This window comes from Asticcacaulis sp. P4_H10, from assembly GCF_056400965.1.
In genome coordinates this window covers 654,910-676,510 of sequence record NZ_JBFUKH010000001.1, presented here as the reverse complement: position 1 = coordinate 676,510, position 21,601 = coordinate 654,910, and the positions used below count along the sequence as shown (strand labels likewise).

The window sequence follows — 21,601 nt, the reverse complement described above, 5'->3', positions numbered from 1 at the left end:
ACTAGCCCGTTGCACACGTTTTGCTCCTCATCCGGCCTTCGGCCACCTTCCCTCCTCGCGAGGGGAGAAGGAAAGTACAGACATTCATAAAGGCAATTTCGATGCCCTTCGATTTCGTGAGAAAACCTGTGACCCAGTCGTCACCCGCACCTGCCCCCATCATAGACCGGTCCGCCCTGCTCAACGCGGCCCAGAAGAAACAGATCGAAGCCGCGCGCTTCAGGAAGGTCGGCGAACGCGTCTCCACCTTCCTGATGCCGGCCCTGATGCTGGCGATCGTCCTGGGTGCATGGGAAGCGACAGCGCGCGCTTTTCCCGGCGGTCTGCCTGGTCCGTCCATGGTCTGGCTGGAGTCACGAGAGCTTATCACCGACCCGTTCTATGATCGCGGCGGCGTCGATAAGGGCCTGTTCTGGCACGTGCTGACGTCGCTGTCGCGCGTCGGCATTGGCTTCAGCCTGGCTGCCGTCTGTGGCGTCCTGCTGGGCGCCTTTGTCGGTACAGTCACATGGGCGCGCAAGGGGTTCGATCCGATGATCCAGGTCCTTCGCACCGTGCCTCCGCTGGCCTGGCTGCCTATCTCGCTGGCCATGCTGCGCGAAGCCCAGCCGTCGGCACTGTTCGTAATCTTCGTCACCTCGATCTGGCCGATCGTCATCAATACGGCCGTCGGCGTGCGCAACATCCCGCAGGACTATATCAATGTCGCCAAGGTCCTGCGCCTGCATCCGGTCGAATACTTCTTCAAGATCATGCTGCCGGCCGCCACGCCACACATCTTCACCGGCCTGCGCATCGGCGTCGGCATGAGCTGGCTGGCCATCGTCGCTTCGGAAATGCTGCTGGGCGGCGTCGGCATCGGCTTCTTTATCTGGGATCAGTATAACTCGTCACGCATGTCGGACATCATCGTCGCCCTGCTCTGGGTAGGCCTCGTGGGCTACGCGCTCGACCGAATCGTCGCCGGCGTCGGCCACTTCGTTTCCAGAGGCACGGCCGCTGATTAACGAGATCACTCTTTTCCTTCCCCGTTCACGGGGAAGGTGGCGGCGCGAAGCGACGACGGAAGGGGGACTTTAGAGGCGAGTGTGTCCCCCTCCCACCGCTTCGCGGTCCCCCTCCCCGTAAACGGGGAGGGAAGAAGCCTTCAAACGATTGCCCTCACTCTATGAGTTTCCCATGACCAAACCCATTCTCTCTATCGAAAACCTCTATGTCGATTTCGAACGCGACGGCGTCATCTCGTCGGTACTCGACAATGTCTCACTGTCGGTCAATGCCGGGGAGTACATCTCGATTATCGGCCATTCGGGCTGCGGCAAGTCGACCCTGCTCAATGTCGTTGCCGGCCTGGTGCCGCTGACGCTGGGCGTGGCCTTGCTGGAAAATAAGGAGATCACCGGCCCCGGTCCCGACCGCGCCGTCGTTTTCCAGAACCATTCGCTGCTGCCGTGGATGACCGTCTACGAGAATGTCCGCCTGGCGGTCGACAAGCTCTACGGCCACAAGGAAACCATGAGCCAGCTCAATGAGCGCGTCATGACCAATCTCGACCTCGTCAAGATGACCCACGCGGCGCAGAAGCGTCCCGGCGAGATTTCCGGCGGCATGAAGCAGCGCGTCGGCATCGCCCGGGCGCTGGCCATGGAACCCAAGGTCCTGCTGCTTGATGAACCGTTCGGTGCGCTCGACGCCCTGACACGCGGGCATCTCCAAGATACAGTCATGGCGCTGCATTCGCGTATCAAGGCGACCGTACTGATGATCACCCACGATGTCGACGAAGCCGTATTGCTGGCTGACCGCGTGGTGATGATGACCAACGGACCGAAAGCCACCATCGGCAAGATCGTCGACGTCAAATGTCCAAGGCCGCGCAGTCGCCTGACCGCATTCAACGATCCGGAATTTGTGCGCTGCCGCGCTGAGATCGTCAGCTTCCTCCAGGCGAACGATGTAGCAGCCCCCGTGCCGGCCTGACGCACCGAATCCCTCTCCCTTCACCGAGGGAGAGGGACGCCTCACTGCAAATGCGAACCGTTTGCTTGTGCAGACAGGGGAAAATGACGGCCAAAGCCAACTTATTTCATTTGAAACCATTTCGACAATTTCCGCGAAACTGCATTAACCCTCCCAAAAATGGTGTCCTGGCCGAGTTTCGTGACATTTTTGCTACGTCATTTTTGTGCAGGGCAGCAATTCACACCTCTGGCCCCCGGTTGCATTGACGAAAACGCGGTTCGGCATCACCCTGATCTCAACGTGATCAAAGGCGATCACGGCGAACCCATCCAGCGGCGCCAGTGTTGGCGAAGCGGATCATGTGAGGACAACGACGTCCCAGGCTTCTCGTACCGGCAACGGTGCGAAGCAGCTTGGGGCGTTTTTTTTTGCTGTCGAGGATTAGATGATTTCCAAGGAGTTCCTGAAGGCCGGACACGCGCCCACCCTGCTGTCGGCTTTTCTCTATTTTGACCTGAGCTTCATGGTCTGGGTCGTGCTGGGTGCGCTCAGCGTCCAGATCGCCGGTGACCTCGGCCTTTCGCCCGCTGAAAAAGGCATGATGGTTGCCGTACCTATCCTGTCCGGCGCCCTGCTTCGCCTCGTCAACGGCTTCCTTGTCGACCATATCGGTCCCAAGAAGACCGGCCTTATCGGCCAAGTCATCGTCATCGCCGGCCTGCTGATCGCCTGGGCCTTCCACATCGAAACCTACGGTGCCGTCATCGCGCTGGGTGTTGTTCTAGGCGTCGCCGGCGCTTCATTCGCCGTCGCCCTGCCCTTGGCTTCACGCTGGTATCCCCCCAAGTATCAGGGCATTGCGCTGGGCATTGCCGGGGCCGGCAATTCCGGCACGGTCCTGGCCTCGCTGTTCGCCCCCTCGCTCGCCAAGGCCTTCGGCTGGCAGTCGGTCTTCGGCATGGCCGCCATCCCGCTGATCCTCGTCCTCGCCTTCTACATCTGGCAAGCCAAGGATTCGCCCGAGCAGCCGCCGGCCAAGACCACCAGCCAGTACCTGACCATCCTCAAGCAGCCTGACGCATGGTGGTTCATGATGTTCTACGGCGTCACCTTCGGCGGCTTTGTCGGCCTGTCTTCCTCGCTGAACATCTACTTCAACAGCGAATACGGCCTGTCGCCCGTCATCGCTGGCTTCTTCACCGCGGCCTGCGTCTTCTCCGGCTCGATGCTGCGCCCGATCGGCGGCACCATTGCCGACCGCATCGGCGGCATCCGCACCCTCTCGATCATGTACAGCGTCGCCGCTGCTGCCCTGGTGGTCCTCAGCTTCAAGATGCCGTCGGTCTACGGCACCCTGTTCATCCTGCTGATCGCCATGGGCGCGCTCGGCATGGGTAATGGCGCGGTCTTCCAGTTGGTGCCCCAGCGTTTCCGCTCTGAAATGGGCGTCATGACCGGCCTGGTCGGCATGTTCGGCGGCGTCGGTGGCTTCTACCTGGCGGCCTCGCTTGGCTTCTCCAAGCAGGCCAGCGGCAGCTATCAACCCGGCCTGATCGGCTTCGCTCTCCTGGCGCTCGTTGCCCTGGGCGGTCTGACCTTCATCAAGAAGAAGTGGCGTACGACCTGGGGCGCCCTCTCCGCCAACCAAGTCAAGATCTAAGGGACCTTCGTCATGACCAAGGAAAAGATTGTTGTCGTCGGGGCCGGCATGGCCGGCGGGCGGATCGTCGAAGAAATCCTCAAGCGCGACGATACGAAGTTCGAAATCTCGATCATCGGAGCGGAAGCCTGCGCCACCTACGACCGCATCCAGCTGTCGCCGGTCCTGGCAGGGGAAAAGACCTTCGAACAGATCGTCACCCACAGCCAGGATTGGTACGACGCGAACGGCGTCAAGACGCACTTCGGCTACTGGGTCCAGTCGATTGACCGCGCCATGAAGCACGTCGTCCTGCACGACGGCCAGACTATCGCTTACGACAAGCTGATCCTCACCCTTGGTTCCGATCCGATCCGTCTGCCCCTGCCCGGCGCCGACCTTTCGGGCGTCGTCGCCTTCCGCGACCTGCATGACGTTGACGCCATGCAAAAGGCTGCGGAACAGGGCGGTGAAGCCGTCGTTATCGGCGGTGGCCTTCTCGGTTTGGAAGCTGCGTACGGCCTGGCCAAGCGCGGCATGAAGGCCACCGTCATCCACCTGGTTGACGTCCTTATGGAGCGCCAGCTCGACGAAGCCGCTGGCCGCCTGCTGGAAAAGGCGCTGCTGGAACGCGGCGTCAACTCGATCCTCAACGCCCAGTCCGAAGCCATTGTCGGTGAAACCCACGTCGAAGGCCTGAAGCTCAAGGACGGCCGCGTCATCCCGGCCTCGCTGCTGGTCATGGCCGTCGGCATCCGTCCGCACGTCGAGCCCGCCAAGGGCGCTGGCCTGACGGTCGAACGCGGCATCGTCGTCGACGACCAGATGCGTACCTCCGATCCCTCGATCTTCGCCGTCGGCGAATGCGTCCAGCACCGCGGCGTCTGCTATGGCCTGGTGGCGCCGATCTGGGACATGTGCCGCACCCTGGCCGACGTCCTGACCGAAGCCAATGTCGAAGCCGCCTATATCGGTTCGGAACTGGCGACGCGCCTCAAGGTCTCGGGCGTCGATCTCTATTCCGCCGGCCAGTTCAACGGCGGCGAAGGCTGCGAAGACATCGTCTTCCGCGACCCGGGCCGGGGCGTCTATAAACGCGTCGTCATCAAGAACAACCAGTTGGTCGGCGCCGTCCTGTTTGGCGAAGCGGCCGATGGCGGCTGGTATTTCGACCTGATCAAGAAGGGCGAAAGCGTCGCCGATATCCGCGACACCCTGATTTTCGGCCAGGCCGTTACGAACGCACTGGCCGGCACGGACCCCTCTAGCGCTGTTGCAGCATGGCCCGACGACACCGAAGTGTGCGGCTGCAATGGCGTGTCCAAGGGCCAGGTTGTGGCATCGATCACAGCGGGCAATGATACGCTCGACAAGGTGCGCGGGCATTGCAAGGCGTCAGCAAGTTGCGGATCGTGTACCGGCATCGTCGAAAGCCTGCTGAAGTGCACGCTGGGCGATGCCTTTGCCGCCCAGACCGGCCCGAAGCCGATGTGCAAGTGCACCGACCACGGCCATGCCGTCGTCCGCAAGGCGATCATCGAGCAAGAGCTGAAGACCATTCCTGACGTCATGCAGGCCATGAAGTGGTCGACGCCCGATGGCTGCTCATCCTGCCGCCCGGCGCTCAACTACTACCTGCTGTGCGCCTGGCCACGCGCCTATCACGACGATCCGCGTTCGCGCTTCGTCAACGAGCGCAACCACGCCAACATCCAGAAGGATGGCACCTATTCCGTCGTTCCGCGCATGTGGGGCGGCCTGACCTCGGCCAAGGAACTGCGCGCCATCGCCGATGTCGTCGACAAGTTCAAAGTCCCGATGGTCAAGGTCACCGGCGGTCAGCGCCTCGACCTGTTCGGCGTCAAGAAGGAAGACCTGCCGGCCGTCTGGGCCGACCTCAATGCCGCCGGCATGGTGTCGGGTCACGCCTACGCCAAGGCCCTGCGCACGGTGAAGACCTGCGTGGGTTCGGAATGGTGCCGCTTCGGCACCCAGGACTCGACCGGTCTCGGCGTCAAGCTGGAGCAGGCGACCTGGGGCAGCTACATGCCGCACAAGTTCAAGATGGCCGCATCCGGCTGCCCGCGCAACTGCGCGGAAGCCACCATCAAGGACTTTGGCGTCGTCTGCGTCGACAGCGGCTATGAGCTGCACGTCGGCGGCAATGCCGGCATCCACGTCCGCGTCACGGACCTCCTGACCAAGGTCGCGACTGAGGAAGAGGCGCTGGATTGGTCGATGGCCTTCGTCCAGCTCTACCGCGAAGACGCCTGGTACCTGGAACGCACCGCGCCGTGGATCGAACGTGTCGGCCTGCAGTTCGTCAAGGACGGCCTGGCCGATCCAGCGGTGCGCGCCGAACTTATCGCCCGCTTCAAGGAAAGCCAGGAAGTCTACCAGGTCGATCCGTGGGCCGAGCACGCGCCGAAATCCGAGCCCGCCAAGGTCTTCTCGCCGCTGGCCGACCTGCGCCAGGGCGTTTCGCAAGATCATCTGCAAACCGAAGCTCAGGAGCCGGCGGAATGAACGCCTCTGTAAGCATACACTGGACCGATGTCGGCGCTGCCGCCGATGTGCCCTATCAAGGTGCGCGTCGCGTCGAAACCGATCTCGGCGCCGTCGCGGTCTTCCACACCGTCTCGGGCGAATATTTTGCCATCTTCGACCGCTGCCCGCACAAGAACGGGCCGCTGTCGGAAGGCATCGTCCATGGCAAGGCCGTCGCCTGCCCCCTGCACAACTGGTCGATCTCGCTCGAGACTGGCCAGGCCCTAGGCGCCGACGCCGGTAAGGGCTGCACGCCGGTCGTGCCGCTGATGATCGAAGACGGCCGCATCCTTCTGGGCCTGAATTGAACGGTCATTACCCTTCGCCCTCCCCATTCATGGGGAGGGGGGACCATCTGCGGAGCAGATGGTGGGCGGGGCTAACGTCGGTAGGGCCCCTTTCGTCTTTGACGGCTATCGCCGTCAAATCCACCTCCCCCATGAACGGGGGAGGCGAAACCAAGAAGCAGTTGCCCCCTTCGCACTGAGATAACACATGCCGCGTGACGCCGAACCCCATACCGTAAAGACCACCTGCCCCTACTGTGGGGTTGGCTGCGGTGTGTCGGCGGCGCCTGGCGAAAATCGCGCGCTTGCCGTCACCGGCGACAGCCTGCACCCGGCCAACCAGGGCCGCCTGTGCTCCAAGGGTACGGCGCTCGGCAACACCTTCGGCCTCAACGGTCGTCTCCTCCAGCCGAAAATCCGCAATGCCGACGGCCACATGGAAGCCGCCTCGTGGGACGACGCCCTGTCGACCGTCGCCGATAAATTCCGCGCCATAGTCGATGAACACGGGCCCGACTCGGTCGCCTTCTATGTCTCCGGCCAACTACTGACCGAGGACTATTACGCGGTCAACAAACTGGCCAAGGGGTATATCGGCACGGCCAATGTCGACACCAATTCACGCCTGTGCATGTCGTCGGCCGTGGTCGCGCACAAGCAGGCCTTCGGCGCTGATCTGGTCCCGGCTATCTACGAAGACGTTGAAGAAGCCGATCTGCTGGTCTTTACCGGCCACAACGCCGCCTGGACCCATCCGGTCCTGTTCCGGCGCATCGAGCAGAACACCAACCAGCGCCGCATCTGCATCGACCCCAAGCGCACCGACACCGCCAAGGCGTGCGACCTGCACCTGATGATCAAGCCGCAGACCGATGTCCGCCTGTGGAACGGCCTGTGCGCCTATTTGATCACCCATGACGCGCTCGACCGCAACTTCATCGCCAATCACACCGAAGGCTATACGGCCCTGTCGCTCAGCCTGTTCGAGGACGATCAGAGCCTGGAGGCCGTCGCCGCCGACTGTGGTGTGTCGGAAGTCGATCTCAAGTCCTTCTATGACGCCTTCATGCATACGCCGAAGACGGTCAGCCTTTTCAGCCAGGGATCGAACCAGTCGGCACAAGGCGTCAACAAAGGCCTCAGTCTGATCAATGCCCACCTTTTGTCGGGCAAGATCGGCAAGCCGGGTGCCGCGCCCTTCTCGATTACCGGCCAGCCCAACGCCATGGGCGGCCGGGAAGTCGGCGGCCTGGCCAACATGCTGGCCGCGCACATGGACTTCGACGACGTCTCGCGCGACCGCGTGAAGCGCTACTGGAACAGCCCGGTCATCGCACCCAGGCCCGGCCTCAAGGCCGTCGATATGTTCAAGGCGATCCATTCCGGCGCCGTCAAGGCCGTCTGGGTCATGGCGACCAATCCGATGATTTCGATGCCGGACGCCGACTTCATCGAAGAGGCCCTGCGCCGCTGCGAACTGGTCGTCGTCTCCGACGTCGTCGAGCGCACCGACACCATGGCCATGGCGCACGTTCAACTTCCCGCCGCGGCCTGGGGCGAAAAGGACGGCACGGTCACCAATTCCGAAAGAGTCATCTCGCGCCAGCGCCGCATCTCGGCCCTGCCCGGCGAGGTCCGCGCCGACTGGGCGATCATCGCTCAAGTGGCGCAGCGCATGGGCTATGAGGGCTTCGACTGGCGCGACTCGAGCGACGTGTTTTCCGAATATGCAGCGATGACGGCGTTTGAGAACAACGGCACGCGCTTCCTCGATATCGGCGCCCTGGCCGGCAAGTCCAAGGCAGAATATGACAGCCTGTCGCCTGTGCGATGGCCCTACCCCGCCGGCGGCCAGCCAGCCTCGCGCCTGTTCGGCGACGGCCGCTTCAACACGCCATCCGGCCGCGCCCGTCTCAAGCCGGTCAAGGCCATGGGCCCCGCCAATGCGACGACACCCGAATTCCCGCTGTCGCTCAACTCGGCGCGCGTCCGCGACCAGTGGCATACCATGACGCGCACGGCGCTGGCGCCCGAGTTGAACCGCCACGCCCCCGAGCCTTTCGTCGAAATCCACCCCGACGACGCCGAAAAGTTCTACATCACTGACAAGCGTTTGTGTCAGGTCGTTACCTTCCACGGCGACGCTATCTTCCGCGCCAGGATCACCGACGATGTCCGCCCGGGTTCGATCGCTGTGCCCATGCACTGGACACGGTCGTTCGCGCCGTTCGGCCGCAGCAACCCGCTGATCAACCCGGCGGTCGATCCGATGTCCGGCCAGCCGGAGTTCAAGCACACGCCGGCGACCATAAAGCCGTACGGTGAAAACTGGCATGGCTTCATCATTCACACGGACGATGAACTCAAGTTCAGCCGCGACGTCATCTGGCGCCGCACGCCCTACGCGCACTGTGAAGTCTATGAGATTGCCGGCCGCGACCGCGCCATCGGCTTCGACACCCTGATGCGCTCGGACGGCATGCTGACGCTTGACGATCCGGCCAGCGGCGTTACCCGCCGTGTTCATATCGAAAATGGCCGTCTGAAGTCCGTCGCCTTCATCGCGCCGATCGCCAAGCCCCTGCCGGGCCGCGACTGGCTGGCCGAGCGCTTCGGCGACGAAACCCTTGAGGCCGCGGACCGCGCCGCCGTCCTGCTGGGGCGCCTGCCTGGCGTCGAGGACCAAGGGCCGCTGGTCTGCGCCTGCCGCGCTGTCGGCCAGAAGGCCATCGAAGCCGCTATCCATGATGGCTGCCATACGGCCGATGCCGTCGGCGCCTGCACAAGCGCCGGCACCCAATGCGGATCGTGCCGTCCCGAAATCACCCGAATGATCGCGCGTATCACAGCGATGGAGAAGGCCAATGCAGCGTAATGGTTTCGTCTCTTTAGTGGGCTCTGGTCCCGGTGACATAGATTTGTTGACCGTTGGCGCCATGAAGACCCTGCAATCCGCACAGGCGCTTCTGTACGACGCCTTGGTCAGTGAAGACATCATCGCCCTCGCCCCGCAAAAGTGCGTCAAGATCTGCGTCGGCAAGCGCGGCGACCGGCTCAGTGTTCCGCAGGACAAGACAAATGCGCTAATGGTGCGTTTGGCCCGGCGCGGTCTGCACGTGGTGCGCCTCAAGGGCGGCGATCCGTCTGTCTTCGGTCGCGTCGAGGAAGAGCGCCAGTATCTCGACCTGCACGGCATCCCGCACAAGACCCTGGCCGGTGTCACGGCCGCCAGCGCGGCAGCCGCGCAATTCGACTTCCCCTTGACCCATCGCGGTGAAGCGCGGTCGGTGACGTTCCTGACCGGCCGGACCAAGGACGGCGGCGTGGACCTGCGTGACGGCCTGGTCGCTGATCCGGAAGCCAGCCTCGTCTTCTACATGTCGTCGCACAATGCCGCCCATATCGAAGCTGCCCTGCTCAAGGCCGGGCGCTCACTGTCAACGCCGGTGCTGGCGGTCGAAAACGCCGGCCGCTCTACAGCGCGCGCCGTCAGCGGCACGCTGCGCGACCTGTCGGCGCTGGTCGCGGCGCAAGCCTGGGAGGGCCCGGTGCTGATGGCCGTCGGTCCGGCCTTCCGCTATGCGCGTCTGGGCAATGTGCTACCGATGGTTGCTGCTAACGGATAAAGAAGCGGTGGATCGTGGCCTGGCGATAGATCTCACCCGGTCGCAGAACCGAATTTGGAAAACCCGGCTGGTTCGGCGCATCCGGGAAGTTCTGCGCTTCCAGTGCAATGCCATCGCCCTGACGATACAGAACGCCCCCCTTGCCGGGCAAGGTGGCGTTCAGGAAATTGCCGGTATAGAGCTGGATACCCGGTTCGGTCGTCAGGATATCGACGCCGATACCGCTCGCGGGATCGAACAGCCGCACCGCCTGCCTGGGTTCGGCGGTCCTGCCCCCGATCAGCACGAAATTATGGTCGTAGCCGCGCCCGATGCGGATCTGGTCGTCACTGGCTGTCCGCACACCGTCATTGATTCGCCGGCCTTCGCGGAAATCAAACACCGTCCCGGTGACGTCGCGCTGTTCGCCGGTCGGGACCAGAGCCGCATTGATCGGCGTATAGGCGTCGGCCGCCAGGGTCAACTCGGCGTCCAACCCACTGCCGAAGTTGAACAGGGTATGGTTGGTCAGGTTTATGATGGTGGGAGCGCTGGTCGTAGCTTCATAGTCGATACACAGATCGGCGTCTGACAACGTGAAGGTCACGGCCACGGTCAGTTCGCCGGGATAGCCTTGTTCGCCGTCCGGACTGACACGGGTGAGGCGTACGTAATTGTCGCCCACCTCGTCGATAATCCACACGCTCTTGTCAAAGCCCTTGATGCCGCCGTGCAAGCTGTTGGCGCCGTCATTCTGCGTCAGTTGATAGACCCGGCCATCAAGCGTAAAGCGCCCGCCGCCGATACGGTTGGCGTAGCGACCAACCGTAACACCAAGATAATCCGACTGTTCGATGTACGGCCTGAGCGTGTCATGGCCCAGCACGACATCCTTCGCCACACCTTCGCGATCTGGAACCCAAAGGCCCTGCAGGGTCGCGCCGTAGGCCAAGATCGTGGCGCGCAAATCCGCATTGCTCAAGGTAACGGCTTCGACCTCGCGGCCATCGGGCAGGCGATCGAAAACAAAACGGCTGGCGGTCATTGGCGTCCCTGGGTGTGATTTAACAGGGGTCTTAAATCGCGTCCGAATGTGTGTAAATCGCTCTTTTCTCTATTCCTCAGACAATTGACATTTCAGGGCGCGCCCCTTACACCGACGATCAAAGCCATCACACAGGAAACGCTTATGTCGTACCGTCTCATTCAGGTTGTCAGTTCGGACGGCGTCCGTCAGGTTCTCGCAGCGGACGCGGACGGCGCACGCGTGGTCGAAGGCGTCGGCTCGACCTATGAACTGGCCCGCGCAGCGATTGCCGCCGGCCGTTCGATCGCCGATCAGGTCGCGACCCAGGGTTTGGGTGAAACCGTCGATGTTGATGTCGCGCTCTCCGAAGGCCGCGTGCTTGCGCCGATCGACCATCCGGATCCCGCCCACCTGCACGTCACCGGCACCGGCCTGACCCATCTGGGCTCGGCGGAAGGCCGCCAGCGCATGCACGAAAAGGCCGCCGCAGAGACAACCGACTCCATGCGCATGTTTCTAATGGGCGTAAAGGACGGCAAGCCCAAGGACGGCGAAGTGGGCGCTCAGCCGGAATGGTTCTACAAGGGGAATGGTCACACCCTGGTCGGTCCGGGCCAGGCACTCGCCTCCCCTGCCTTTGCGCAGGACGGTGGCGAAGAGCCCGAAATGGCCGGCATCTACGTCATCGGTGACGACAACATGCCGTACCGCGTCGGCTACGCCATCGCCAACGAGTTCTCCGACCACGTCACCGAGAAGCACAACTATCTGTGGCTGGCCCACTCCAAGCTGCGTCCCGCCTCAATCGGTGCGGAACTGCTGACCGGCGAGCTTCCGCGTCACGTCGAAGGCACGGCCCGCATCTGGCGCGGCAATGATGTCATCTGGGAAAAGCCGTTCATCTCGGGTGAGGACAACATGTCCCATACCCTGGCCAACCTGGAGCATCACCACTTCAAATACGCCCTGTTCCGTCAGCCAGGCGATGTCCACGTCCACTGCTTCGGTACGGCCACCGCCTCGTTCGCCGACGGCATCAAGACCCAGGACGGCGATGTGTTCGAAATCACCGCTGGCGGCTTCAAATATGGACTGAAGAATGAACTCAAGACGGACGCCAAAGAAGCTGTCGCCGTCCGCGAACTGTAAGAGCAGATTATGATCCGGATCGACAAGCGCCAGTTTCTTATGAGCGGAGGGGCCTTGTCGCTCCTTCCCGCCGTTAACGTGCACGCCGCGACGGCCAAGCCGCCGCTCGCTGCGCGGCAAGTCGAGCCCTTCCCGCTCGAAGCCGTGACCTTGACGCCGTCTATATGGCAAACGGCCGTTAGTACGAATGGCAAGTACCTGAAAACGCTTGTACCTGAGCGCCTGCTGCATAACTTCTATGTCAGCGCCGGCTTGCCGCCGAAGGGCGCGGTCTATGGTGGCTGGGAAAATATGGGTATCGCCGGCCATACGCTCGGCCATTACCTGAGCGCCTGCGCGCTGGCCTATGGCCAGACGCGTGATCCGGACTTAAAGGCTATCGTCGATCACACCGTCGCAGAAATGGCCGTCATCCAGGCGAAGCAGGGCGACGGCTATATCGGCGGCACGACCGTCGAACGTAACGGCAAGGTCGTTGACGGCAAGATCATCTACGAAGAACTGCGCGCCAGGAAGATCACTGGCAGTGGCTTCGATGTGAACGGCGGCTGGGTGCCGATCTATACCTGGCACAAGGTCCATGCCGGGCTGCTGGATGCCCATCGCTACTGCAACAACGCCCAGGCGCTCGATGTCGCAGTCAAGATGTCCGACTACCTGATCGGCGTTCTGGGGCAGCTTGACGATGACCAGATGCAGCAGGTTTTGGCGGCGGAGCACGGCGGTTTAAACGAAAGCCTGGCCGAGACCTATGCCCGCACCGGCGAAAAGCGTTTCCTCGACCTGTCGCGGCGCATCTATCACAAGGCCATCCTGACACCGCTCAGCGAGCGCCGCGACGAATTGCAGGGCAAGCATGCCAACACCCAGATCCCGAAACTGATCGGCCTGGCACGGCTCTATGAGATCACCGGTGACACAGGTTATCGCGATACGGCGGCCTTCTTCTGGGACCGCGTCGTCCACCACCATAGCTACGTCATCGGCGGCAATTCCGAGGGCGAGCATTTTGGTGCCCCGGACAACCTCAGCCACCGCATCACCGACAAGACGTGCGAGGCGTGCAACACCTACAACATGCTGAAACTGACCCGCTATCTCTATAGCTGGCAGCCGGACGCCAAGTGGTTCGACTTTTACGAGCGCGCCCACCTCAACCACATCATGGGGCATCAGAACCCCGACACGGGCATGTTCGTCTATTTCATGCCGCTCTATTCGGGTTCGGAGCGCGGCTATTCAACGCCGGAGAACAGCTTCTGGTGCTGCGTTGGCTCAGGTATCGAAAGCCACGCCAAGCACGGCGACAGCGTGTGGTGGCGATCGGGCGACACGGCCTTCGTCAACCTGTTCATCCCGTCCGAAGTCAACTGGACCGAACAAAAGACGAAACTCACGCTCGAAACCAAGTTCCCGCACGATGAAACGGTAACGATCCGCGTCACACCGCAATCGGCCAAGGCGTTCGAGATCGCACTGCGCCTGCCCGGCTGGTGCGATGCGCCGAAACTGGCGGTCAACGGCAAGGCGGAAACCATCCTGCCGCGCGACGGCTATGCCCGCCTGCGCCGCAAGTGGAAATCCGGCGACACCATCACCCTGACCCTGCCGCAAAGCCTGAAGATTGAAACCATTCCGGACGATCCAGGCATTGTCTCGTATATCAAGGGTCCCGTCGTTATGGCCGCCGATCTCGGTCCGGCCGGTACGCCCGAACGGCCGCGGGCCCCCGTGCTGATCAGCGACAATCCCGTCGCCCTGGTCAATGCCGATCTGGTGGTTGCCAGTCTGCCGCAACCTGTCGCGCTCAAGCCCTTCTACGCACAGTATCATCGCCGCTCGGCCGTTTACTTCCCGCGCTTCACGCCCGAGCAATGGAAGATCGAGGAAGCCGCTTACTTCAAGGCCGAGCAGGAACGTAGCGCCTTGCAGGCGCGGACGATCGACGTCATGCGCCTGGGCGAAATGCAGCCCGAACGAGACCACGGCTTCGACACCGATATCGGCGAAGTGACGTCGCGCGCCGGCCAGGCCGGCCGGTGGATCATGTGGACGAGGGACAAATACTTCGCCTTCGACATGGCCGTCGATCCGAAGGGGTCAGCGCTCCAGATCACCTATTGGGGCCAGGACGTCCGCAAGAACTTCGACATCGAGATCAATGGCATCAAGCTGTTGAACGAGAAGCTGGCCTTCGAGCCGGAAGCGAAGTTCCGCACGATCGAATACACCCTGCCGGCCATTGCCTCAGGCAAGGCGCGCATCCGCTTCGTCACGCGCGGCAGCGACGTCGCGGTCTTCGAAGCGCGCACCCTCAAGCTTGCCGAGTCAGCAAGCAAGGCCTAATCTGGCTGAATGAAAGACACACCTCCGCTCGTCATCCTTGCCGGTGGCCGGGGCCTGCGCATGGGCGGCAACAAGCCCATGCATCCGTTCGAAGGCGGCACGCTGATCGGCACCGTGATCGCGCGCCTCGAACCGCAAGCCCGCGACATAGCCATCAATGCGGCGGAACCGACTTTAAGCGTTTTTGGCCTGTCGCTGATCTACGACGATCCGGCCTTTGCCGATCTTGGCCCCTTAAGCGGCATTCGCACCGCGCTGAAATGGGCGCAAAATCGCGGTAATACGCATGTAATAACCGCGCCGTGTGACATGCCGCGCCTGCCTGAAACCCTCGTATCCCGCCTTATGGCGGCTCCGCGAGATGATGCTGAAGTCGTGTATTTTGCCGGCGCCCGCGATTATCCACTTTGCGCGTTGTGGAGCGTCGCCATACTGGCAGATCTCGAAGATGCTTTACGCGACGCAGACGGCGGATTGGCTGTAATGCGTTTTCTGAGCACGCGCCGGGTAGTGAAACTTGAGGCCGGCGACGACAACGCCTTCATGAACATCAACAAGCCTGAAGCATAGACAGCGCTCCTAGCGTTATGTACATAGGGTGCATAACGGAGTGCCTGATGCTGCGCACCATTCTCACCACCTTGCTGATGTTCATCGCCCTGCCCGCGCAGGCTGGTGAGGTCAGCGTCGCCGTGGCCGCCAACTTCACCGAACCGGCGAAGGCGATTGCCACGGCTTTTGAGAAAAAGACCGGTCACGCCGTCGTCATGAGCTTTGGGCCGTCTGGCGCGTTCTACGCCCAGATCCAGCAGGGCGCGCCGTTCGAGGTCTTTCTGTCGGCCGACGCCGAACGCCCGACGCGCCTCGAATCTGAAGGATTCGGCGTCCTGAAGACGCGCTTTGTCTACGCCTATGGCGCGCTCGTCCTGTGGAGCGCAACGCCCAGCCTTGTCGATACCAAGGGCGAAGTGCTGAAGACCGGCAGGTTCGACCATATCGCCATTGCTGATCCGGCCTCAGCCCCCTACGGCACCGCCGCCGTCGAGGTCATGAAAAAGCTTGGCGTCCACGACGCCCTAGCCTCCAAGATCGTCAAGGGCGCCTCGATCGCCCAAGCCTATACCTTTGTCGATACCGGCGCGGCAGAACTGGGCTTCGTCGCCTTGTCGCAGGTCAAGGCTCGCCCGGGCGGATCGCGTTGGGTCGTGCCGAAATCACTCTATTCGCCGATCGACCAGCAGGCGATATTGCTGAAGCCCGGCGCCAACGATCCGGCCGCGAAAGCCTATCTCGCCTTCCTGAAAACGCCCCAGGCCCGCGCTATCACCACCGCCTACGGCTATGAGGTGAAATGAGCGGCTGGCTCGACAAGGCCGTCTGGCTGACCGCGCAACTGGCGGCGGTTACGACTCTGTGCCTGCTTGTTATCGCCACGCCGATTGCCTGGTGGCTGTCGCGTGGTCGCGGCTTGTTCAAAGACGTTGTTGCGGCTGTCGTCGCCCTGCCGATCGTCCTGCCGCCGACCGTGCTCGGCTTCTATCTGCTGGTTGCGCTGGGTCCCAACAGCCCGTTGATGGCCATGCTCCAGCCTTTTGGTGTCCGCACCCTGGCCTTCAGCTTTACCGGTCTGGTCATCGGCTCGATCATCTACAGCCTGCCCTTCGCCGTCCAGCCGATCCGCAATGCCTTCGAGGCCACGGGCAAACGGCCAATGGAAGCCGCCGCCATGCTGGGCGCCTCACCTCTTGACCGCTTTTTCACGGTTGCCCTGCCCTTGGCCCGGCGCGGTTTCGTGACCGCAGCCCTGCTGGTCTTTGCCCACACGGTCGGCGAGTTTGGCGTCGTGCTGATGATCGGCGGCGCCATTCCCGGCAAGACTCAGGTGATCTCGATCCGCATTTTCGAGATGGTCGAACAACTCGACTACACTTCGGCGCATCGCCTTGCCGGCGGTCTTATGGTCTTTGCCTTTGTCATCCTTCTGGGCCTGCTGATGATCGACCGCCGCGCCAGCCAGAAGGTGGACGCATGATCGATGTCCGCCTGCATGGCGCGCGCGGCGCCTTTGTCCTCGATACCGCCTTCAGCGTTCCGGCCGAAGGCATTACCGTCGTGCGCGGCCCGTCGGGCTCAGGCAAGACCAGCCTGCTGCGCGCTATTGCCGGTCTCGAACATATGACCGGCCACGTGAAGTTTGGCGGTGACACATGGCAGGACGGCAAGGCTTTCGTTCCACCTCACAGGCGCCAGGCCGGCTATGTCTTTCAGGAAGCGTCGTTGTTTCCGCATCTCGATGTCCGTGACAATCTCGACTATGCCCGCAAGCGCGCACCGACCGCAGCCGACTTTGACACCATCGTCGCCGACCTGGATATCGCCCGCCTACTCGATCGCCCGGTACACGACCTGTCCGGCGGGGAACGCCAACGCGTCGCCGTCGCGCGGGCCTTGATGGCCGCGCCGAAACTGCTGATGATGGACGAACCCCTGTCCAGCCTCGATCGTCCGGCCCGCGACGGCATCCTGCCGCTAATCAAGCGCTTGGGGGAGCGGCTGCCAATTCTCTACGTCACCCACGATGCGGCTGAAGCCATGGCATTGGCTGATCGCGTGCTGGGGATGGACTATGGCCGGGTTACCCCGGAAAGCCTCTCAAACGGACTCGAAGGCCTAAGCCAAGCCGAGATCGAGCGCCTTGCCCTGGCCGCACTCAAGCAAGGCCTTTAATCTACCGCCAGAATGATGTGCGATGCCTTGATCAGGGCCTGAGCCTTTTGTCCCGGTGCGAAATCCAGCGCTTCAGCCGACTCGTGCGTCACAACCGCGGTCACCGTCTTGCCGCCGCCGATATCGAGCGTCACCTCGTCATTGACCACGCCTGGCAGGACCGCGCTGACGACCCCCAGGATACGATTGCGCGCCGAGACCGGCAGTGGATCATGGCCGGTCGCCAGAATGACGAAGCTCGACTTGACCAGGACGGTGACCGCCCTGCCCGGTTTCAGGCCCAGTTCCTCGACGCTTTCGCGCGTGACTATGGCCGTCAGTTCGATGCCATCCGTCACTTTTACGGCTACGCTGGCATTGACCGCGCCACCGGTTACGCTGGCAATGGTTCCGCTCCAGGCATTGCGCGCCGTGGTCTTCATGCTCAGGCTCCGCAACAGGCCGGTAACCTCTCCACCGGCGTTCAACACGGCGTCGATCTTTTCCATCTGGGCAGCCAGGAGGTCTTCGAGGGCTGCATAGGCGTCTATGAGCGCCCGCCCCTCGTCGGTCACGGTCGCCGCACCGCCTGACTTTCCGCCGGTCTGGGCTATGATCAAAGGCCGGGCAGACAGATTGTTGAGCGCCTGCACCGCGTCCCACGCGCCCTTGTAACTGAGCCCCATCGCCCTCGCCGCTGCCGAGATCGAACCCAGCTCACCGACTAGGCGTAGCAGGCGGATACGCCCCTCGCCGATCTGCGAGTCGCTGCCTTTGCGAAAATGCAGAAGCGCCTTGAGCGGCAAGTCACTCATGAATCACGATGGAAGTTGGCCGACTTCGCCCCAGAAATGCACGACCTCGCGCACTGTATTGGCGTACTGAACGCCATCGAACGGCTTGACGACATAGCAGCTGGCATGACGCTCATAGCATTCGCGAATGTCGGCCGGCGACTCCGAGCTGGTGAACATGACGACGGGAATGGCGCGGAAGGCGTCGTCCTGCTTGATCGCGCTCAGGAAGGCCTTCCCATCCATGCGCGGCATGTTGATGTCGAGAAGGATGAGGTGCGGCGGCTGCACCGACACATCCTGCAGCAGCTTGATCGCCTGGTCGCCGTTGTTGGCCACGGTCAGCCGGCATTGCGGCTTGGCTGTGCGCAGAGCGCGCCGCGTCATTTCGACGTCGCCTTCATTGTCTTCGACCAGAAGAATTTCAAGATCGGTGTACATCTTGCCGGTATCGTTTCCGCTTCAAAGCCCGTGCGATGCGTATCGCGTGAATATGTCAGAACGGCCGTAACCTGCAACCGATACAGTTTTTTCCTCGGTTCGGATCACCTTCGTCCACCATACGTCGCATGTCAGCGCTGTCGAGTTGAAAATCACCGCCGCCAACAGCTTTATCCCCTGGCTGGCAGCGTAAAGACGAAGGTGCTGCCCTCTCCCGGCATTGAGGTGAAGGTAATGTCCCCCCCCACAAGGCGCAGAAACTTCTTGCAGGTCGACAGGCCGATCCCTGTGCCCGGGTAGTCCTCGACGCGGTGCAGGCGCTGGAAGATGGTGAAGACACGATCGGAAAAGGCCGAATCGATGCCTATGCCGTTATCCTTGACTTCGAAGCGCCACATACTGCCGCTGGCCTGGGCCGATATGGTGATCTCGGGCGGCGCAGCGCCGTTCTGGAATTTCAGCGCATTGCCGATCAGGTTCTGGAAGAGGATGCGGATGAGGGTCGGGCTCGTCTGCATCATCGGCAGCGGACCGGCGGAAACGACGGCATGTTTCCGTTCGATAACGTCTTCGAATTCCTGCAGGATTTCGGCCAGCACCGCGTTGCAGTCGACCTTTTCCGTCCGCAATTCCTCGCGCCCGACACGCGAAAAGGTCAGGATATCGCGGATCATCTTCTGCATCCGCACGGCGTTGTCGCGGATATAGGTGACGTAGCGGCGATTATTGTCATCAAGCTGGGTCGCGGCGTCCTGCTCCAGGAAGCCGGCATAGGTATTCATCATGCGGACCGGCTCCTGCATGTCGTGCGAACAGACATAGGCGAAGCGCTCAAGCTCCTCGTTCGACTGGCGCAGCGTTGCATTGAGCTTGAGGATTTGCTCACGCTGGCGGTAGAGGTCGAGATAGACCTTGACCTTGCTCTTGAGGATATCGGGGTTGATCGGCTTGAAGATATAGTCGACGGCGCCGATTTCGGCGGCGCGGGTGGCGAAATGGTCTTCCTTGCTGATCGCCGTCACGAAGATGATCGGCACGCTTTCCATATCTGGCCGCGTCTTCATCAGCCGCGCGGTCTCGAAACCGTCCATCACCGGCATCTGGACATCGAGCAGGACGATGGCGAAGCTGTGCTTGAGCACCAGCATCAACGCATCGCTGCCCGATTCGGCCGTCAATATGGTGGCGCCCAATGGTCTCAGGAGGGCCGAGGTCGCCATCAGGTTTTCCGGACGATCATCGACAATAAGGATTTTCGGCGGCGTTTCCGGAGCCGCGGGCGCATACTCCGTGCGTCCGGTCATGATGGCGCTCATCTGCTTCCCGGTCCGATTGCTCGCCGCCTCCCGTCATGGCCTGCGCATCAGACGACGCAGGCAGGCCGTGAATCTAGATCGCTGCTACTCTGGCGTGAAATCACAAATGTTTTATTACCCGCCTGCTGGTATTCAAGCACCATGCAACAAAACTACTCGCCTGCTCTCAGCACGCCAATAAGGGTCTGCATGTTCTCGATATAGGTGCCGGTAGAGATGCCGGCGAACGTCTTCTCGGCGATATAGGGCGAGGTATCGGTCGGATCGCCGACGCGCGTCGTGCCAAAGTCGCCGGCCGCCGGTTCTTTGGAACCGTCGCCGATATAGGGGTTGCTGGTAGCATTCAGATCGGTTGGCCAGTAGCCCTGCGTGTTGAGCGAGCCTACCAGCTTGCCGGCATCGGTCTGGGCCGCGCTCATGTTCAGGTCCGAAGTGTCCGACGCCATGGTGAAATAGCGCGGCAGCGGCACCTTGACCTTCAGCGGCGAATCCTTGCTGACCTCGGCGGGAGACTGTGCCTTCAGCGCCTCGTATTCCTTTCGCACCTTGGCGACATCGAGATAGCGGAAGCCGCTGTAGTGGCCCAGCGTCCTGCTCGGCTCGTAGTCCCAATAATAGGTGCCATTGACGACGTTGGAACCGCGGCGATGGACATAGATTGCCTTGTTGGTACCCAGCTCGATGAAGGTCGGGTGGCGGTTGGTCTTGCCGCCAGCATCGGGCAGCCGCAGGCTGTCGAGCCAGTCAAGCGCAGCCGGAATGCCGGCGAGGTACTTGCTGTCGCCCGTCAGCTTGTAGAAGTACATAAGCTGCTTGACACTTTCATAGGTCGTATGTGTCGCCAGCGCGTTCGGTTCATAGGTCCGGGCGCCGGCCGGCTTCAGGTCAGGCGTGTATTGCAGCGCCCAGCCCGGCTGAGGTGCCCCCTGCTGGGCGACGATATAGACCGACATGCCGCGCGTGATGGCATCCAGTACGCGCGTTTCGCCCAGCGCCTGATAGCACATCAACAGGAACTTGACGTTTTCCGCCGTCACGTCGTCGTTGAAGGTGATGAAGGAGGTGTAGTCCGGATTGCCATGGTGCGAAAATTCGTACTTCAGCGGGTAGCGCTGCGGCCAGCCTCCGATCGGGTACTGGCTTTCCAGAATGAAGTTGATGACCTTGTCGAGCGCCGGACGATACTTCGGGTCGCGCTTTTCGACATACATGCGCAGCAGTAGCTGGGCGGCTTCCGATGTGCCGAGATCGTCGAAGGTGGCATTGCCCCAGTAGTGCTGGAACTCTTCCATCCGCCAGGCATTCTTGCCGATGGTGTCGTACCACTGGCGCGTCGAGGCCTCGCCGTCGAAATCGATGAAGTAGTTCCACCCGCCCTTGGGCAACTGGCCCCAAATCAGGGCGTCGGCGACCTTTTCGGCGGCCAGGTAGTAATATTCGTCGCCGGTGGCGTGATAGGCGTCCAGGAAGATGTGGCCCATGGTCGGCGTGCCCGGCGGCTGGACCCAGATCATGCTGGGATAGGCCTCGAGTTCGCCCCAGCGCCGCGACTTGTCAGGCAGATAGGACCAGACATAACCGCCATTGGTCGAAACCTCCTCGACCATGAAGCGCGTCGCCTCCCGCATAGTGCGCGCGATATCCTTGCGGCTGACGGCCTTCGGCGCCCCTGACGCTTTTTTGGCGGCAGCGAAGGCCGGCATGGCGAATGCTGCGGCCGCAAAGGCGGCGCTGCCCAGAAGTTGGCGGCGATTCTGGCTCATGGTCTGGTTCCCTGTATCG

Annotated in this window: 18 protein-coding genes; 13 read left to right on the top strand and 5 right to left on the bottom strand. The window is 62.1% G+C overall.

Annotated features, from left to right (window positions below; translation table 11 throughout):
* Positions 1–101 precede the first annotated feature (101 nt).
* The 7 genes from ntrB (at position 102) to cobA (ending at position 10,061) form a co-directional block, all read left to right on the top strand.
* A complete protein-coding gene (gene ntrB, locus AC1DON_RS03005; RefSeq protein ID WP_476933244.1) occupies positions 102–1,007 on the top strand; it encodes a nitrate ABC transporter permease in 906 nt (301 codons plus the stop codon).
* 172 nt (positions 1,008–1,179) lie between these two features.
* On the top strand, positions 1,180–1,980 hold the full coding sequence (locus AC1DON_RS03000; RefSeq protein WP_476933243.1) for an ABC transporter ATP-binding protein: 801 nt from the start codon (positions 1,180–1,182) through the stop codon (positions 1,978–1,980).
* A 427-nt stretch (positions 1,981–2,407) separates the two neighbouring features.
* The gene (locus AC1DON_RS02995) at positions 2,408–3,622 is read left to right on the top strand and encodes a nitrate/nitrite transporter (RefSeq protein ID WP_476933242.1); all 1,215 of its coding nucleotides are present in this window, start codon (positions 2,408–2,410) and stop codon (positions 3,620–3,622) included.
* A 12-nt stretch (positions 3,623–3,634) separates the two neighbouring features.
* Positions 3,635–6,127, top strand: coding sequence for a nitrite reductase large subunit NirB (gene nirB, locus AC1DON_RS02990; RefSeq protein WP_476933241.1), 2,493 nt, complete (start codon positions 3,635–3,637; stop codon positions 6,125–6,127).
* Complete coding sequence (gene nirD, locus AC1DON_RS02985; protein WP_476933240.1) at positions 6,124–6,456, top strand: nitrite reductase small subunit NirD; 333 nt, start codon at positions 6,124–6,126, stop codon at positions 6,454–6,456. The genes nirB and nirD overlap by 4 nt, the downstream gene beginning before the upstream one ends.
* A 187-nt stretch (positions 6,457–6,643) precedes the next feature.
* Positions 6,644–9,310: a nitrate reductase gene (locus AC1DON_RS02980; protein WP_476933239.1), complete on the top strand. Its 2,667-nt coding sequence runs from the start codon at positions 6,644–6,646 to the stop codon at positions 9,308–9,310.
* Positions 9,300–10,061, top strand: coding sequence for a uroporphyrinogen-III C-methyltransferase (cobA, locus tag AC1DON_RS02975; protein WP_476933238.1), 762 nt, complete (start codon positions 9,300–9,302; stop codon positions 10,059–10,061). Before AC1DON_RS02980 ends, cobA begins: the two co-directional genes overlap by 11 nt.
* Here the strand turns inward: cobA and AC1DON_RS02970 are convergent.
* Positions 10,051–11,085 (bottom strand): aldose epimerase family protein, encoded by a 1,035-nt coding sequence (locus AC1DON_RS02970; RefSeq protein WP_476933237.1) that lies wholly within the window; start codon positions 11,083–11,085, stop codon positions 10,051–10,053. The genes cobA and AC1DON_RS02970 overlap by 11 nt on opposite strands.
* Before the next feature lie 144 nt (positions 11,086–11,229).
* Here AC1DON_RS02970 and araD1 point away from each other — a divergent pair, with 144 nt between their 5' ends.
* From araD1 to AC1DON_RS02940, 6 genes are read left to right on the top strand one after another with little or no spacing between them, the layout of a single operon-like run.
* Positions 11,230–12,216, top strand: a complete 987-nt coding sequence (gene araD1 / locus AC1DON_RS02965) for an AraD1 family protein (RefSeq protein ID WP_476933236.1) — start codon at positions 11,230–11,232, stop codon at positions 12,214–12,216.
* A gap of 9 nt (positions 12,217–12,225) precedes the next feature.
* The gene (locus AC1DON_RS02960) at positions 12,226–14,562 is read left to right on the top strand and encodes a beta-L-arabinofuranosidase domain-containing protein (RefSeq protein WP_476933235.1); all 2,337 of its coding nucleotides are present in this window, start codon (positions 12,226–12,228) and stop codon (positions 14,560–14,562) included.
* 9 nt (positions 14,563–14,571) lie between these two features.
* Complete coding sequence (gene mobA / locus AC1DON_RS02955) at positions 14,572–15,132, top strand: molybdenum cofactor guanylyltransferase (protein WP_476933234.1); 561 nt, start codon at positions 14,572–14,574, stop codon at positions 15,130–15,132.
* A gap of 47 nt (positions 15,133–15,179) precedes the next feature.
* Positions 15,180–15,917, top strand: coding sequence for a molybdate ABC transporter substrate-binding protein (gene modA, locus AC1DON_RS02950; protein ID WP_476933233.1), 738 nt, complete (start codon positions 15,180–15,182; stop codon positions 15,915–15,917).
* Entirely contained in the window at positions 15,914–16,594 is a 681-nt protein-coding gene (modB, locus tag AC1DON_RS02945; protein WP_476933232.1) for a molybdate ABC transporter permease subunit, read from the top strand. The genes modA and modB overlap by 4 nt, the downstream gene beginning before the upstream one ends.
* Positions 16,591–17,289 (top strand): ATP-binding cassette domain-containing protein, encoded by a 699-nt coding sequence (locus tag AC1DON_RS02940; protein WP_476933231.1) that lies wholly within the window; start codon positions 16,591–16,593, stop codon positions 17,287–17,289. The genes modB and AC1DON_RS02940 overlap by 4 nt, the downstream gene beginning before the upstream one ends.
* Here the strand turns inward: AC1DON_RS02940 and AC1DON_RS02935 are convergent.
* The 4 genes from AC1DON_RS02935 to AC1DON_RS02920 all read right to left on the bottom strand — a co-directional run bounded on the left by AC1DON_RS02935 (position 17,286) and on the right by AC1DON_RS02920 (position 21,582).
* Positions 17,286–18,083 (bottom strand): TOBE domain-containing protein, encoded by a 798-nt coding sequence (locus AC1DON_RS02935; RefSeq protein ID WP_476933230.1) that lies wholly within the window; start codon positions 18,081–18,083, stop codon positions 17,286–17,288. The two genes, AC1DON_RS02940 and AC1DON_RS02935, sit on opposite strands and share 4 nt — an antisense overlap.
* A gap of 3 nt (positions 18,084–18,086) precedes the next feature.
* Positions 18,087–18,503 (bottom strand): response regulator, encoded by a 417-nt coding sequence (locus AC1DON_RS02930; protein ID WP_476933229.1) that lies wholly within the window; start codon positions 18,501–18,503, stop codon positions 18,087–18,089.
* Positions 18,504–18,673: 170 nt separating this feature from the next.
* A complete protein-coding gene (locus AC1DON_RS02925; protein WP_476933228.1) occupies positions 18,674–19,807 on the bottom strand; it encodes a sensor histidine kinase in 1,134 nt (377 codons plus the stop codon).
* Positions 19,808–19,971: 164 nt separating this feature from the next.
* Positions 19,972–21,582 carry a pectate lyase gene (locus tag AC1DON_RS02920; RefSeq protein WP_476933227.1) on the bottom strand — a complete coding sequence of 537 codons (1,611 nt, stop codon included), beginning with the start codon at positions 21,580–21,582 and terminating at the stop codon, positions 19,972–19,974.
* Positions 21,583–21,601: the final 19 nt, after the last annotated feature.

What these genes read in the sequence shown, in the direction of transcription:
- ntrB (WP_476933244.1), top strand. Translation starts at nt 102, where the DNA reads ATGCCCTTCGATTTCGTGAGAAAACCTGTGACCCAGTCGTCACCCGCA.
- AC1DON_RS03000 (WP_476933243.1), top strand. Translation starts at nt 1,180, where the DNA reads ATGACCAAACCCATTCTCTCTATCGAAAACCTCTATGTCGATTTCGAA.
- AC1DON_RS02995 (WP_476933242.1), top strand. Translation starts at nt 2,408, where the DNA reads ATGATTTCCAAGGAGTTCCTGAAGGCCGGACACGCGCCCACCCTGCTG.
- nirB (WP_476933241.1), top strand. Translation starts at nt 3,635, where the DNA reads ATGACCAAGGAAAAGATTGTTGTCGTCGGGGCCGGCATGGCCGGCGGG.
- nirD (WP_476933240.1), top strand. Translation starts at nt 6,124, where the DNA reads ATGAACGCCTCTGTAAGCATACACTGGACCGATGTCGGCGCTGCCGCC.
- AC1DON_RS02980 (WP_476933239.1), top strand. Translation starts at nt 6,644, where the DNA reads ATGCCGCGTGACGCCGAACCCCATACCGTAAAGACCACCTGCCCCTAC.
- cobA (WP_476933238.1), top strand. Translation starts at nt 9,300, where the DNA reads ATGCAGCGTAATGGTTTCGTCTCTTTAGTGGGCTCTGGTCCCGGTGAC.
- AC1DON_RS02970 (WP_476933237.1), bottom strand. Translation starts at nt 11,085, where the DNA reads ATGACCGCCAGCCGTTTTGTTTTCGATCGCCTGCCCGATGGCCGCGAG.
- araD1 (WP_476933236.1), top strand. Translation starts at nt 11,230, where the DNA reads ATGTCGTACCGTCTCATTCAGGTTGTCAGTTCGGACGGCGTCCGTCAG.
- AC1DON_RS02960 (WP_476933235.1), top strand. Translation starts at nt 12,226, where the DNA reads ATGATCCGGATCGACAAGCGCCAGTTTCTTATGAGCGGAGGGGCCTTG.
- mobA (WP_476933234.1), top strand. Translation starts at nt 14,572, where the DNA reads ATGAAAGACACACCTCCGCTCGTCATCCTTGCCGGTGGCCGGGGCCTG.
- modA (WP_476933233.1), top strand. Translation starts at nt 15,180, where the DNA reads ATGCTGCGCACCATTCTCACCACCTTGCTGATGTTCATCGCCCTGCCC.
- modB (WP_476933232.1), top strand. Translation starts at nt 15,914, where the DNA reads ATGAGCGGCTGGCTCGACAAGGCCGTCTGGCTGACCGCGCAACTGGCG.
- AC1DON_RS02940 (WP_476933231.1), top strand. Translation starts at nt 16,591, where the DNA reads ATGATCGATGTCCGCCTGCATGGCGCGCGCGGCGCCTTTGTCCTCGAT.
- AC1DON_RS02935 (WP_476933230.1), bottom strand. Translation starts at nt 18,083, where the DNA reads ATGAGTGACTTGCCGCTCAAGGCGCTTCTGCATTTTCGCAAAGGCAGC.
- AC1DON_RS02930 (WP_476933229.1), bottom strand. Translation starts at nt 18,503, where the DNA reads ATGTACACCGATCTTGAAATTCTTCTGGTCGAAGACAATGAAGGCGAC.
- AC1DON_RS02925 (WP_476933228.1), bottom strand. Translation starts at nt 19,807, where the DNA reads ATGACCGGACGCACGGAGTATGCGCCCGCGGCTCCGGAAACGCCGCCG.
- AC1DON_RS02920 (WP_476933227.1), bottom strand. Translation starts at nt 21,582, where the DNA reads ATGAGCCAGAATCGCCGCCAACTTCTGGGCAGCGCCGCCTTTGCGGCC.